14 protein-coding genes are annotated in these 13,858 nt (G+C 46.9%); 9 read left to right on the top strand and 5 right to left on the bottom strand.

The features are described from left to right. Positions 1-507: 507 nt before the first annotated feature. The 3 genes from LZ23_RS09890 to LZ23_RS09880 all read left to right on the top strand — a co-directional run bounded on the left by LZ23_RS09890 (position 508) and on the right by LZ23_RS09880 (position 2,023). Positions 508-1,263, top strand: a complete 756-nt coding sequence (locus LZ23_RS09890) for a class I SAM-dependent methyltransferase (RefSeq protein WP_045213769.1) — start codon at positions 508-510, stop codon at positions 1,261-1,263. Positions 1,264-1,374: 111 nt separating this feature from the next. After that, a complete protein-coding gene (locus LZ23_RS09885) occupies positions 1,375-1,620 on the top strand; it encodes a ribbon-helix-helix domain-containing protein (protein WP_045213768.1) in 246 nt (81 codons plus the stop codon). Continuing rightward, the gene (locus LZ23_RS09880; protein WP_045213767.1) at positions 1,613-2,023 is read left to right on the top strand and encodes a type II toxin-antitoxin system VapC family toxin; all 411 of its coding nucleotides are present in this window, start codon (positions 1,613-1,615) and stop codon (positions 2,021-2,023) included. The genes LZ23_RS09885 and LZ23_RS09880 overlap by 8 nt, the downstream gene beginning before the upstream one ends. A gap of 446 nt (positions 2,024-2,469) precedes the next feature. Here LZ23_RS09880 and LZ23_RS09875 read toward each other — a convergent pair whose 3' ends face one another. Then, on the bottom strand, positions 2,470-2,850 hold the full coding sequence (locus LZ23_RS09875) for a PIN domain-containing protein (RefSeq protein WP_045213765.1): 381 nt from the start codon (positions 2,848-2,850) through the stop codon (positions 2,470-2,472). After that, complete coding sequence (locus LZ23_RS09870) at positions 2,838-3,041, bottom strand: type II toxin-antitoxin system VapB family antitoxin (RefSeq protein WP_045213764.1); 204 nt, start codon at positions 3,039-3,041, stop codon at positions 2,838-2,840. The genes LZ23_RS09875 and LZ23_RS09870 overlap by 13 nt, the downstream gene beginning before the upstream one ends. 248 nt (positions 3,042-3,289) lie before the next feature. Here LZ23_RS09870 and LZ23_RS09865 point away from each other — a divergent pair, with 248 nt between their 5' ends. From LZ23_RS09865 to LZ23_RS09845, 5 genes are all read left to right on the top strand, one after another. Beyond that, positions 3,290-4,834, top strand: a complete 1,545-nt coding sequence (locus LZ23_RS09865) for an ABC transporter substrate-binding protein (protein ID WP_052507282.1) — start codon at positions 3,290-3,292, stop codon at positions 4,832-4,834. Further along, positions 4,831-5,778 (top strand): ABC transporter permease, encoded by a 948-nt coding sequence (locus LZ23_RS09860; protein ID WP_045213762.1) that lies wholly within the window; start codon positions 4,831-4,833, stop codon positions 5,776-5,778. The genes LZ23_RS09865 and LZ23_RS09860 overlap by 4 nt, the downstream gene beginning before the upstream one ends. 1 nt (position 5,779) lies before the next feature. Then, positions 5,780-6,592 (top strand): ABC transporter permease, encoded by an 813-nt coding sequence (locus LZ23_RS09855; RefSeq protein WP_052507281.1) that lies wholly within the window; start codon positions 5,780-5,782, stop codon positions 6,590-6,592. A 442-nt stretch (positions 6,593-7,034) separates the two neighbouring features. After that, positions 7,035-7,814 carry an ATP-binding cassette domain-containing protein gene (locus LZ23_RS09850; protein WP_052507280.1) on the top strand — a complete coding sequence of 260 codons (780 nt, stop codon included), beginning with the start codon at positions 7,035-7,037 and terminating at the stop codon, positions 7,812-7,814. Then, a complete protein-coding gene (locus LZ23_RS09845; RefSeq protein WP_052507279.1) occupies positions 7,807-8,544 on the top strand; it encodes an ATP-binding cassette domain-containing protein in 738 nt (245 codons plus the stop codon). The genes LZ23_RS09850 and LZ23_RS09845 overlap by 8 nt, the downstream gene beginning before the upstream one ends. Here LZ23_RS09845 and LZ23_RS09840 read toward each other — a convergent pair. Further along, positions 8,519-9,259, bottom strand: a complete 741-nt coding sequence (locus LZ23_RS09840; RefSeq protein ID WP_052507278.1) for a class I SAM-dependent methyltransferase — start codon at positions 9,257-9,259, stop codon at positions 8,519-8,521. The two genes, LZ23_RS09845 and LZ23_RS09840, sit on opposite strands and share 26 nt — an antisense overlap. Positions 9,260-9,934: 675 nt before the next feature. Here LZ23_RS09840 and LZ23_RS09835 point away from each other — a divergent pair. Beyond that, complete coding sequence (locus LZ23_RS09835; protein WP_045213757.1) at positions 9,935-11,056, top strand: Fic family protein; 1,122 nt, start codon at positions 9,935-9,937, stop codon at positions 11,054-11,056. 248 nt (positions 11,057-11,304) lie between these two features. On the opposite strand, the gene LZ23_RS09830 is transcribed toward LZ23_RS09835, so the two are convergent. After that, positions 11,305-11,721 carry a MarR family winged helix-turn-helix transcriptional regulator gene (locus LZ23_RS09830; protein WP_045213755.1) on the bottom strand — a complete coding sequence of 139 codons (417 nt, stop codon included), beginning with the start codon at positions 11,719-11,721 and terminating at the stop codon, positions 11,305-11,307. Then, on the bottom strand, positions 11,708-13,618 hold the full coding sequence (locus LZ23_RS09825) for a heavy metal translocating P-type ATPase (RefSeq protein ID WP_045213754.1): 1,911 nt from the start codon (positions 13,616-13,618) through the stop codon (positions 11,708-11,710). Before LZ23_RS09825 ends, LZ23_RS09830 begins: the two co-directional genes overlap by 14 nt. Positions 13,619-13,858: the final 240 nt, after the last annotated feature.

Genomic DNA, 13,858 nt, shown 5'->3' with positions numbered 1-13,858 from the left:
TATTTTGAATCAAGCCTGACCAGGGAAGCTCTGCTTGGGATAGCTGTCGTCTGGTAATATGATAATCAGCCGGGCAGGTACAGGCGTTACCTTTCCGTGCTTTTCCCCTTGTCATCCACCCTGATAAATGCTTACATCCCCATTGGTTGGATATAAAAGGACCTGGCCGGAAATCCCAACAGCTTGAACAATTCATCATGAGCAAAAAATCCCTTTCCGAACGTGACATCTGTACCAGGTACATGGACAAAATAAGGGACAGGCTCCTTTTGAGTTTTTGTTGGCAAAGTGTCGACATTGTTGGCTGTGAGGGCGACATCTATCCTGACACATGGGGTATATCGTATATTAGATTGTCGGAGTAATCCTGAAAAGCACAAAAAAGCACTGAGATAAAAAGAACCAATCGGTCGAGGGGACCGGGGGGGGTTCCTCTGGCTGACTCAACCATAAACCCTGGCGCGCTCACCTTATTGTTGACGCGGCGCCAGGAAAGGAAATGACACAATGGATGATTACACACTTTTGATCGACCTGCACAAACGAGGTCATCGGCAGGGTCCCGGTGGGGATGCCGAAACCGAACTTGCCATAAAACACGCCATGATTGACCAGACCGCCCCTCTGAAGATTGCTGATATCGGATGCGGTACTGGTGCATCCACCCTCGTGCTTGCCAGGCTCTTGAATGCCCAGATCACGGCGGTGGACTTCCTTCAGGATTTCTTGGACCTTCTGAATCAAAAAGCAGAAAGCGCAGGGGTTGCTGATCGGATATCCACCCTTGCATGCTCCATGGACGACCTGCCGTTCGCTGATGAGGAATTGGACGTCATCTGGTCCGAGGGGGCTATCTACAACATCGGGTTTGAAAAAGGCCTGGCCGAATGGCGGCGTTTCCTTAAACCGGGTGGCCTGCTGGTTGTCTCCGAGGTCACATGGCTCACGGATTCTCGACCAGCGGAACTCCAAAAGCATTGGGATAGCGAGTATCCCGAGATCAATCTGGCTTCGGCCAAGATCAGGGTTTTGGAGAAACACGGTTACTCGCCCATCGGATACTTTGTTTTGCCGGAGCATTGCTGGCTGGACGAATACTACCGGCCTATGCAGGCGAGATTTGGTGACTTCCTGAACCGGAATGGAAACAGCGAAGAGGCACGTGAGATCGTGGACGCAGAGCAGCAGGAAATTGACCTCTACGAAAGATACAAAACCCACATCAGCTACGGGGCGTATATCGCAAAGAAGCCCTATGAGTAAAACCATAACATTCGAGTCTATAGATGAACAGCCTCATGTCATTCCCTTAGATTCAAAAGGTATTGACATCTCACACCGCTGTAACACATTATGTATTACGGAGGTGCATTTATGATTACATTAAGACTTGACCCAAAGCTTGAGCAGCAAGTCAGTCACACAGCGAAACATCTTGGCCTGTCAAAATCAGAACTTATCCGCAAAAGCCTTGTTGATTATATTGAGAAGATCGAGAAACAAAGTCCGTGGGAATCAGGCCAGGACTTGTTCGGTAAATACTCAAGCGGTAGAAGCGATTTGTCTTCAAACAGAAAAGAACTTCTAAAAGATAAAATTCGGGCAAAAAGGAATGGATAAAATTCTCATTGACAGCGGTCCCTTAATTGCCCTGTTCGATTCATCAGATAAATATCATCAAAAAACAATAGAATTTATCAAATCCAGCCGGTTTTTACTGATTACTACCATCGCATCAATAACAGAAACCCTGCATTTACTTGATTTTAATAGAAATGCCCAATTAGATTTTATCGAATGGGTTTCCAGAGGTGGGGTGGAGATCGCAAACATAACCAACCCGGACTTTCAGAGAATCAAAAAATTAACCGAAAAGTATAGCGACCTTCCAATGGATTTTGCAGACTCTTGCCTTGTCTTACTGGCTGAAAAAATGGATATAAATACAATTGCAACTATTGACCGGGATTTTTCCATTTATCGAATAATGGGTAAAAAGGCATTCAAAACAATATTATTTTGAGGCCGAAAAAACCGATAGCAGCAGAATAAACTTGATGCTACGGGGAAACTGCTTTTTTCCAGGAGAGACACGAACAATTGGCAGCAGGGCGATCGCTTCTCTGACTTGGATCCCATCTACATACTGGTCACTTTTTTAAACCTTACTTTATTATAGTCACGACTTTTTTATGATATAGTTCAAAATAGTCGGCATGGTTAGGTGGATTACCAGCGTAAACTTTCTTTGTAAAAGTTTAGCCATTTGCATGTGGCACGGCTTCCTGCCCGGAGGCATACAGCCCGGAGGGGGACTGGCTCTCCCAGCCCTTGTTTTATTAAGTCTGTGTTTTACATCAACAAAAAACAAGGGCTGGGGTGCCTGTCCCCTGCTTTCCTTAGAAAAGGGCTAAACTATTATCTTTCTTTTTCTATCCATTTGTAAACACATGACAGTTATTTCAAATGTTATGCAATGACCTGAACATCCAGAATATCTTTCATCAAAACAAAATGGTTATCCAACGAGTATATCCCACAACTGTTCTGCTTTGCGTTCTGAGCGATTATAAGGTCAGGTATTCCAACACCGTTTATACCATTTTGCAGGCATATAAACTGGTATTCAATGAGCTCAGTCCAATTGATGGACAAAGACAGATTTTTAACCGTACACAAACACTTAATTACTTTGTTCTGCTTACGGATTTTCAGAAATGGTATCAGCTCAGCCAAAATTAGATCATTGATCAGGACCAGGTTCTCTTCAATCAGGTAGTCAAGTTTTTGAAAGTCATTACCAGACCTGAAATAATCAATCCATGCCGAAGTATCAACTAATACCGACATTTACGTTCCCTGAGAGCGTTCAAGTCAATATCCAGATCTATCTTGCCTTTGTAATTCTTTAATTCCGAGATAGTTTCCTTCCTGATCAAATCCTCCAAAGCCTTGATAATGACTCTGGTTTTAGTGTTTATGCCTGAAACATGCATGGCCTCCTGCAATAACTCCTCTGGCAAATCAAGTGTTGTTCTCATGACATCCTCCTCATTATTATGCATAAAAATATCAAAACATGCATACAAAATCAATTGCGAATAAAAAAATATAAATATTAATATTTTTTGTTTACATATAATAAAAAATTCTTTATCAAGTATTACGCATTTGCAATTGATATGCAGTAAAATTCACATCATAAACAGCCACTTTGAAGGGCAGGGCTTCAGTCAGATCAAAGTAAAGTATTATCCGCCTTGAACATTATACCACAGGAGTAAAGATTATGGACAGCAGAAAATTCTTAACAAAACTAATCCTGATCATTGTCTTTTTTGGGCTTTGCCTTTTTCCCCTGAATCCTGCCCTGGCTGGTGAGCCTTTAATTGTGGTATCTCCCTGGAAAGCCAATTCCTTAGATCCTTCTAATTCAGGATTTGTATTCACCCGCATGGGTTGTCTGGAAACTCTGGTCACGTCTGATCGCCAGGGAGGAATTGCTCCAAGACTGGCCACAGCCTGGGAAACATCTGATGACGGATTGACCTGGTCCTTTCATCTCAGACCCGATGTTCTGTTCCATGACGGCACTCCCCTTAATGCCCAGGCAGCATCCATAGCCCTGAATCACGCTCTGGATAAGGGAGCGTTCCAGGGCGTTGACATTGAAAAGATTGAAGCGGTTGATGAACTGGTTCTTCATGTAAAAACCAGCACTCCATTTTCTGCCTTGCCGTCGTTTCTTGCCCATTATTCCGGAGCCATTGGCGCACCTGCCATGTATGAGAATGAGTTTAATTATGTTATTGGAACCGGAATGTATGAATTCGTTTCTCATAAAGGGCTTACCGATTTTGAATTCAAGGCTTTTCCTGATTACTGGGGGGATAAGGCCAGGATTGCAGGCGCCCGGTATCAGGCCATTTCCAATGGAGAAACCAGAGCATTAATGGCTGAATCCGGTGAGGCCCACATTTCTCTGACCATTGCACCGGAAGCATCCGCCAGATTGGACAGACATCCTGAAGTAGAGATTCACAGTGCAGCTCTTCCCCGGGTGCGACTGATCAAACTCAACAGTTCACTGCCTGTGTTCAGTGATCCAGATATTCGCAGGGCAGTATCCATGTCCATCAATCGAGAGGCCATAGCCTCAGCCCTGCTGAAAAACCCTGCCACAGCCGCAACCCAACTTTTACCGGTTGTCTCAGCGTGGCATAATCATAATCTTGCAACCCCTGAACACTTTCAATACAGACCGGAAAAAGCTGCTCAACTGCTGGAGCAGGCTGGATGGACAAAAGGGCGAGATGGAATTCTGATCAAGGATGGACAAAGATTTTCCTTTGAAATGATAACCTATTCAGCTCGTCCCAGTCTGCCCTTAGTGGGTCAGGCCATTCAGGCCCAGCTTAAGGAGGCGGGCATTGAAATGAGCATTGTAGTAACTGAATCCGGCATCATCCCCCAGAGACATTCCGACGGAACATTGGAAGCAGCCTTCCTGGCCAGAAATTTCGGACAGATACCTGACGCCATAGCTACTATCCTTGCTGATTTTGGGCCAAGTGCCGTCAGGGGGGCATGGGGAGCCATGGGCTGGGAATCTGAAGAACTTTACTCTCTTCTGGATGAGTACATGAATGAGTTTGATTTTGAAAAGGGCAGAATTATTGGCTGGAAAATTTCTGAAATCATCAATACTGAACTGCCTGTTATTCCGGTTGCCTGGTATGACAATCATGTGGCTGTATCCTCGAGACTTGGAGGATTCAATCAGGATCCCTTTGAACTCAGGCCTTACCCGGAGGGAGTATACTTTAAACAGTGATTTCTGTATTTCTGCATCGAATTTCACAGGTGGTGGTCATTGCTCTGGTAGTGGCCACCCTTACTTTTCTGGTGACCTGGTTCGGACCGGGAGACATAGCCACCCAGATAGCCATTGCCAGATATGACCTGGACAGGGTCACTCCGGAACTGGTTCAAAGCATAAGGGAACAGGAAGGCTTAGACCGTTCAGGGCTGTACCAGTTTGCTCAATGGTTCGGAAGAACAATTACCCTGGACCTTGGCAACTCCCTTGTGACCGGACAAAAGGTGGGGGCAACCCTGGCCTACCACTTTTCCTATACTCTTCAGCTGGCTCTGATGGCCATGGCCATTTCTCTGGCATTGGCCATTCCTCTGGGCATAATCGGGGGAACCAGACCTGAATCTGGATTCAACAAAGCCCTGCAGCTCATTTCTTCTGTGCTGGTTTCCGTTCCTCCGTATATTCTGGCTGTACTGCTCATTCTTTTTTTCGGGATATATCTGTCCATCCTTCCAGTGGCCGGCTTCTCCAGACCTGCCCACATTATTCTGCCGGCCCTGACCCTGGGTCTGGGACTTTTCGCCATGAGCAACCGCATCATAGCTGCGTCTGTGAGCACTGTCAGAAGTGCTGGATATTATTCATTTGCCAGGACCAAAGGCCTGCCCAGACATCAGGTACTTATCAGGCATGGCCTGAAGAATGCTTCAGCTCCGGTGCTTACTTTTCTGGGCCTGCAGTTTGCCTTTCTTCTGGACGGCGTGGTCATTGTTGAGAGCATCTTTGCCTGGCCCGGAATAGGGCACCTGCTTCTGGAATCCATAATGGCCAGGGACATCCCGGTCATCCAGGGTACAGCAATGCTCATTGGAGCCATTTATGTGATTATCAATACCATGGTGGACCTGGTACTGCTGTGGCTCAATCCTGCCAGTGCAGACCAGGTCTTGGAAGCTTGATATGGTCCATTTACCTGCTATATCAAGAAAAAATGGATCTGCCATTTTGTCCATCTGCCTAATAGCTGTCCCGGCAGGTCTTGGGCTGCTCTCATTTTTGCCGGGTATGGATCCATTCAGTCAGGACCTGATGAACAGACTGGCTGGTCCACAAGCCGGTCACCTTCTCGGTACTGATCACCTTGGCCGCTGCCTTCTAACCAGGCTGAGCTACGGTGCGTATCTTTCTCTCGGGGCAGCTCTTTTCATATCCCTGGGATCAGCACTCCTGGGCGCTACCCTGGGCATGGTGGCAGGTTACAAAAAAGGATTGATTGACGCAGGTATCAGCCGCCTTGTTGATACCACTCTGGCTTTTCCAGGAATATTACTGGCTTTGATGATCACTGGACTTACCCAGGGAGGAATTATGGTTCTGGCCTTCACACTGATCATCACTACCTGGCCGGACTATTGCCGGGTGGCCAGATCTGTAGCCAGGACCTGCTCCAAAGCCCCTTATATCCAGGCTGCGGTTATTACTGGTCTGCCCTTGTGGTTTATACTTTACCGGTATGTATTGCCTCTGGTGGCCAGACCTTTGCTGCCTCTAACCTGTCTGGGAATAGGCAAATCCCTGCTGGCTCTGTCATCTCTTGGTTTTCTGGGCATAGGTGTAAAACCGCCCATGCCTGAGTGGGGAGCCATGATATCTGATGGTCTGCCATATCTGAGATCAGCTCCTCACCTGAGTCTTATTCCTTCACTGCTTGTCTTTATGACTGTTTTTGGCAGTCTGAGACTTGCAGGAAAAATGGAACACAAGTATTCATGACTGCTAATGTGGGCTGTGCCCACAACCCAATTTAAACAAGAATCGTTAAGTTGGGATGATAATCGTACTTTTCAGGCTGAAGGCTGAAGGCTGAAGGCTGAAGGCTGAAGAATAAGGTTCCTGGGCATTATTGCTCTTTCAAGGTTAAAAAAACTGTAACTGTTCACCATCTTGGCAGCCTCTGCCCAATTTGGTTTTCTTTTGTTGCAAACTCCCGGCATGAGCCCGTAAGCCAAAATCATTATGTTTTCCAGTAACCGGGAGAAGGTGTTTTAGCCATGCTTTTGGCTAACGGGCTCAAGGCCGGTCAAACAAGCAACAATGCGAAAACTCAAACAGGACAGAGGCTCTATTAAATGAAAAAACTGCGCTGAACAGTTACAAAAAATTTTCTTGTTATTTTCTACAGGATTGAAACGGTAAGTAAATAATGAAACACACCATGTTGAACATTGAAAATTTATGCGTATCTGCCAGGGGCAACCCGGACAGCTTCCTGGTCAATAATGTTAGTCTTTCTCTGAAGGAAAACAGCGTCTTCAACCTGGTGGGTGAGACAGGCAGCGGGAAATCTGTGCTTGCCTGGGCCGTGGCAGGAATGCTTTCTAAGGATCTCCGGGCCAGTGGGCAGATAACCGCAGGAGGACTTGTTACGGATCAACCTGGGAATGGCCGGATTCAGGCCAGTACTTTTCTGATACCCCAGGAACCTGGAATCGCACTCAACCCAACCATGAAAGTCAAGTCCCAGGTGGCTGAAATATTCAGATGGCCCAGAAGAGTGCCAAAACAAAAGTCTCTAACCATAGCTGCTGGCATTCTGGGCAAACTGGGCCTGTCCATATCCGCTGCAAACAGTTATCCGCACCAGCTTTCAGGGGGCATGAACCAGAGATGTGCCATAGCCATGGCCCTGGCTTCGCCCGCTCCATTGATTATTGTAGATGAACCAACAAAAGGCCTTGATGCACACCTCAAAAAACAGGCTGTGGATCTGCTCAAAGGGCTTGTTAAAAAAGGTAAGTCCCTCTTATGTATAACCCATGACTTTTCAGTCGCTGGAATGCTGGAAGGCAGGACCGGCGTAATGCTCAAAGGCAAAATCATAGAACAGGGCCACACAGAACAGATCCTTAACAATCCGCATCATGTTTATACCAGAGACCTGATTAACGCACTGCCGGAAAACGGCCTGCAAATCCCTGCTGAAATCAATGTGTGAAACTTTCTCACCCCCTTCTGCCATTGTTGAATTGGAAATGGTACACAAATCTTTTTCCAGAGGCTTGCTTAAAAAACAATGGACCAAGGTGCTTGGTCCTTTAAGTCTTGTTATATGGCCAGGAAGGACTGTCGGTCTTTTTGGGCCTTCTGGCTCAGGTAAAACAACACTGGGCAATATTGCCCTGGGATTAACCAAACCTGATTCAGGCCGGGTTTTATGGAAAGGACATAGCCTTGAAACCATTTCCTCTGACATCAGACACACCCTTCGACCCAAGTTTCAAAAAATCTTCCAGGATCCGGTCTTAAGTTTTGCTCCCTTTCAAACCTTATCCAGATCTTTTCAGGACTACATTCGCTTTTTATTTCCGGACAAAAATAAACAAGGCATGGCCTGGAAACAAATTAACGGTTTGATGAATCAGATGAAGCTTGAGCCGGATATTCTTAAACGTACCCCAGGAAAGGTCTCGGGAGGTGAAATTCAGCGTCTGGCTCTTATCAGGTGTCTTCTTGCAGACCCCCTGTTTCTGGTGGCGGATGAACCAACCTCACGCCTGGACCCGCTGGTCCAGGCTCAGGTAGCCAGACTGATACAGTCTCAGGCTCTGGAAAAAAGAATGGGGCTGTTATTCATCAGCCATGATTTTGAGCTTTTAAAAGCACTATGCCATGAAGTGGTTCGCTTAGAGGATGGAGTTCTCAGCCGCGCATGGCCGACAGGATAAAAAAACGGCCATATCCGGGAAAGTATCTGCCCTTTTCAGTGTAGGGATTTTTATCAAACTCATGTTCGTGTCCTGCTATGGAGTCAAAACCGCAGTCCTGGAGAAGCTTCTCAGCCTGCCAGTCGTACAGGCCCATGCCAAAGGGAAGCTCAGGATCAATGGGTTTATACATATCTTTAAATTTTTCAGGATGGTTCTGCCTGTTGCGCTTTAACCCATGGAGGCTGTCCAGAAAAAAGCTGCAGATCTTCTGAATCCCTGTTACCGGGCGCCATATTCCATCTGAAATGATCAGTTTTCCATTTTTCCTCATAACCAAAGACCAGTTCCGCACTGCCTGCCACGGGTCTTTAAGGGTCCAGATAAGATTTCTGGTGACAACAGCATCAAAAAAGCCCGGAGCAAAATCAGGTTTATCAGCAGGCATCTGAAGAAAATCTACTTTCAGTTTCATGCTTCTGGCCTTTTCATCAGCTATTTCCAGCATTTTTTCTGATATATCAACACCTGTCACCTCATAACCCCTGGCTGCCAGCCCCAGAGCCAGAAAACCCGTTCCAGTGCCCAGGTCAAGAACCCTTGATCCAGGCCTCAGGTTAAGGGCCTTGGAATAAACTTCAACCCATGGCTCCTGCCTGCAGGAAGTAGCATCAAAACTAACCGCCCTCCAATTCCAATATCCGGAAATCTGACTGCATACTGACAAATCTTTCATGAATTCCTGCCTTTTATATGCGAAGGTTTTCATTAAAGTAACACTGGCCCGTAGCCAGGTCAATGAAAACAATGCAGCTGCTCACCATAATACTTGTTTCCTTCAAAGGTTTAGGAGGTTCAGCAAAATGGGCATATAAGTAAAGATTTTGATTTTCGCTTGCAAGTAACTACATTTTTGTCAATTATTTCAAGCAGTTACTATTTTCAGTTTTTATAATTTTTCCTTAAGATTCACTTACAATTACCAGAAAAGTTCCGTCAAAGATGGGAACTTTGCGCACGGCTCAGGGACTGTCCCTCGCTAAGTAAATTTTTTCATTAAAACCGATTGTTGCCGGAAACCAATGCAGTATCAAACTTTTTAACGTTCCCTCGCGGGGACTGTCCCAATGTCCATAAAGGATACTCATTTTCAGTTACTCGCATGTTCGGTCCCGGGCCCCGGTGGGAAGCTTACGAGTAATTTGAAGCATATAAGCAATAAATTAAGAATATTACAGTCTTGCCATACAGATTGCTTCGGTCGCTTAGGCTCCCTCGCAATGACAGGTTTTGCGCAACTTCGTCTGTGACAGCTTAGTTGTCATTACGAGCGCCGAATGCTTTGCAGTAAATTATCTTGACTTTGCGGTGATTACATCCCACAATCGCCTTAAATTATGCGGTGATTATTATGTGGATTCATGAACATCAGAACTGGCCGGATTTTACCTGGGATGCCAAAGCTTTAACCTTCAAGCTGGCTGATGTACGCCATGGTCAAGGACGCCTGCTGGGACGTATGGAAAGCCTTGGATTTGAACTAAAGCGTGAAGCCAGTCTCAGCACCCTCACCAAAGATGTAGTTAAAACATCTGCTATTGAAGGTGAAAATCTCAATTCCGAGGAAGTCCGTTCATCTATTGCCAGAAGGCTGGGAATAGATATTGCCGGGCTGATTCCTGCCAGCCGTGACGTGGAAGGTATCGTTGAAGTCATTTTAGATGCTACGCAGCAGTTTGCAAGGCCTCTGAGCAGAGATCGTCTCTTTGGTTGGCATGCTGCTCTGTTCCCCACAGGGCGCAGCGGTATGCACCGGATTACTGTCGGCGATTGGCGCACACCAGATTCGGAACCAATGCGGGTTGTTTCCGGCCCCATAGGTAAACAAAAGGTTCATTTCCAAGCCCCTGAAGCCGGCCGGCTGGAAGAAGAAATGCAGGCTTTTTTGGCATGGTTTGATAACGACCATGAGATCGACCCTGTTCTCAAAGCAGGCATTGCCCATCTATGGTTTGTTACTATCCACCCTTTTGAAGATGGGAATGGGCGAATTGCAAGAGCTATTGGTGACATGGCACTGGCTCGCGCCGATGCCACTGAGGATCGCTTCTACAGCCTGTCCTCTCAAATTGAGGCTGAACGCAAGGATTACTACGATCAACTTGAAAAACAGCAGCGCAGCACATTAGACATTACAAAGTGGCTTAAATGGTTTCTGGATTGCTTAGGACGGGCTGTTTCCAGCTCTGAGACCACAATTGGCAATGTTCTTTTCAAAGCACAACTATGGGATACCATTAATCAAAGACCGGTAAATGAGCGCCAGCGCCTGATCATCAATAAAATGCTTGAAGATGATTTTAAGGGACATATGAATACCTCCAAGTACGCCAGGCTGGCCAAGTGCTCCAAAGACACAGCACTGAGGGATATTCAGGATTTGAAAGAGAGAGAAATATTCATTCAGAATCCCGGCCGTGGAAGGAGCACCAGCTACAGACTGCCTGACATGGTGTGCACTACGCGTTTCTGAAAACTGAAAATTTGAGTTGTATGTCATAGCTATCTTGGGGCTAAAACCCGATTGTGACGGCTTGGCACGGCTTCCTGCCCGGAGGCTTACAGCCCGGAGGGGGACTGTCCCTGGCTTCGGGACTGTCCCCAATTGACGATTCAGAAACGCGTAATGCTCGCCAGACAGGAATGAACATTATGACAGACTGCGGCACGATGCTGTGAAATTCAGATAACAACCCCTGTGAAACGTACCGGGCGAAATTGTTAAAAATTAGCCAGCATTTTCCTGAGACATCGGGTCAGGCCCTCCATTTCCTCCGGGCTCATATCTGATATCAGCTCCTGGGTCAGGCGGTTGTGCAGCTTGTGATGTTCTTTGGCATGGGCAAGGCCTTTCTCCGTAAGCAAAACCCGGATGGAGCGCCTGTCTGTTTCATGGGGCTTTCTTTCCACCATTCCTGCATCTTCCAGGCGGTCCACCAGCACTGTCAGCGTGCCCGTGGTAATACCCATCTTTTCAGCCAGTTCCTTCATTTTCAAAGCACCCTGAGAGCTTAATATCTCCACAGTGTGCATCTGGGACAGGGTCAGAGTTTCTCCCCGGACCACCCCGTGTTCCCAGGATGAAAACTTTTCATAAAATTCCACCAGTAATTTACTGAGCTCTTCAATTTGATTCATCACTGCTCCACTTGTTTTTGGCAAAGGCCAGGCTGGCTGAGGACAAAACCACAATAACCGAGCCGATATTATGAAAAATCGCTGCCTGAATAGGACTCAGAAAACCGCTTGCACCGCCCCACACCGCCAGAACATTGAAACCCACCCCGAGAAACACATTAAACTTTATGAGCCTGACCATCCTGCGGCCCATGGATACAATAAACGGCAAAGTGGATAAATCATCGCGAACCAGGGCGATATCAGCAGTTTCAAGGGCTACATCTGTTCCTTTGGCGCCCATGGCAATGCCCACATCCGCCCGGGCCAGGGCTGGAGCGTCATTTATTCCATCCCCGGCAAAAACTACCTTGTGCCCCTGTTCCTGAAAACCCTGCAAAACATTTAACTTACGATCCGGCTTAAGTTCCCACCAGTAATCACTTATGCCCGAATCCCCGGCAATGGCAGCTACTGATTTTTCATGATCACCGGACAGGATGCCTACTTTTTTAAAACCAAGGCTTTTGAGCTCACTGACAACCTGACCCACCCCTTTTCGCAGTTCATCCCGAACACCAATAACTCCTACAGCCTTTTTATTCAGATAAACAATAAGAGGCGTTGCCCCGGACTGCCTGATTGTCCCCACCTTATCCTGAAAATCAAGGGGCAGTGCCCCTGTACCTCCGTTCAGGTACGGGCTTCCCACTTCAACCACTGTGTTGTCCAGAAGAACCGCCCGCATTCCAAGACCAATCTCAGACAGAACTTCCTTTGCCTTGTGTACCCCAACTTTGGCATAGTGGGCAGCCTTGATGACTGCCAGGGCTAAGGGATGGGTGCAGTCCTTTTCAACACAGGCGGCCAGCCCCAGGACTTCCTCCCGGGAATACTTTTCATCCATAAGCATATCGCTGATTCTTGGCTCACCCCTGGTTAATGTGCCGGTCTTATCAAACAAAATCACATCAGAATCAGCCAGCTGCTCAAGATATATCCCTGCCTTGACCAGAACACCCGATCCTGCCAGTCGACCCACTGTAGCCACAGTGGCCACAGGAGCGGCCATAATCAGGGCGCAGGGACAACCGGCAATGAGTACAGCCACTGCCCGGCTCAAATCTCCAGACAAATACCAGGTCAAACCGGCTATAAACATGATCAGCGGAGTAAACCAGGCAGCATAACGGTCAATAAACCTGGTTGCACCTGGTTTATAGGCTTCTGCGTTTTCCACCAGCCTGATGATTTTGCCCACCATGGTTTCCCGGCCCACTTTCAGGGCCTCAATGGTCACCACTCCATTATGATTCAGGGTTCCAGCCAGAACTTCATCATCCTCCTTTCTCAGGACCGGAACCGACTCTCCAGTTATGGCTGACTCATCAATCATGGTTCGACCCTGGATTATCCTGGCATCCACCGGAATTCTCTCACCAGGCTTGACCAGCAGCATATCACCTGGTTTTACCATTGAAATGGACACTTTTTGTTCCTCATTGCCCTTGAGCAGTGTGGTTTCTTCGGGTGTAACCTCGCTCAGCCTGCGAATGGATTTCCTGGCAGAGTCGCTGGTTACTTCTTCCACCAATGCCCCCAGGGTCATGATAAAGGCCACAACCGCTGCAGTTAAAAGCTCCCCCTGGATCAGGCAGGCAACAATAGCCAGACTGACCAGTTCGTCCACGTTTACCTTTTTGTTCCAGAGCCCCTGCATGGCCCCGATGATTATGGGCATTCCATTAACACCAATGGACGATAAAATTAAAGCAATTGCCAGGGCTTCCGGGCCGATCCCCTTAGACTGAAGGATAAATCCTGCCAGGGCTGCAGCACCTCCAGCCATTGTTGTATAAAATTTTCTAACGGTGAACAGATCCTGATACACCCCCAGACTGGAAAACCTGCCGATCATGACTACCTCCAAAATATAGTTTAGACTGCAAACTTTTTTGCATTCAAATTATTTGATAGTCAAGATAAATTTTCACAGGCTTGGGATAAAACATAAACTTATGAGAGGCCTTTTGTTTGGTCTATCTTTGACAATGCATACTTGATGACCTAACATCAGTACATCAACTAACGATCATAACATTTTTAAAGGAGTCATCATGCGTACCACCCTCAACATTGAAGACGATGTTTTAAATGC

The sequence above is a fragment of the Desulfonatronovibrio magnus genome (genome assembly GCF_000934755.1).
Lineage (GTDB): Bacteria > Desulfobacterota > Desulfovibrionia > Desulfovibrionales > Desulfonatronovibrionaceae > Desulfonatronovibrio > Desulfonatronovibrio magnus.
Note: the sequence above shows the minus strand (reverse complement) of the source record. Positions and strands in the feature narration are given on the sequence as shown.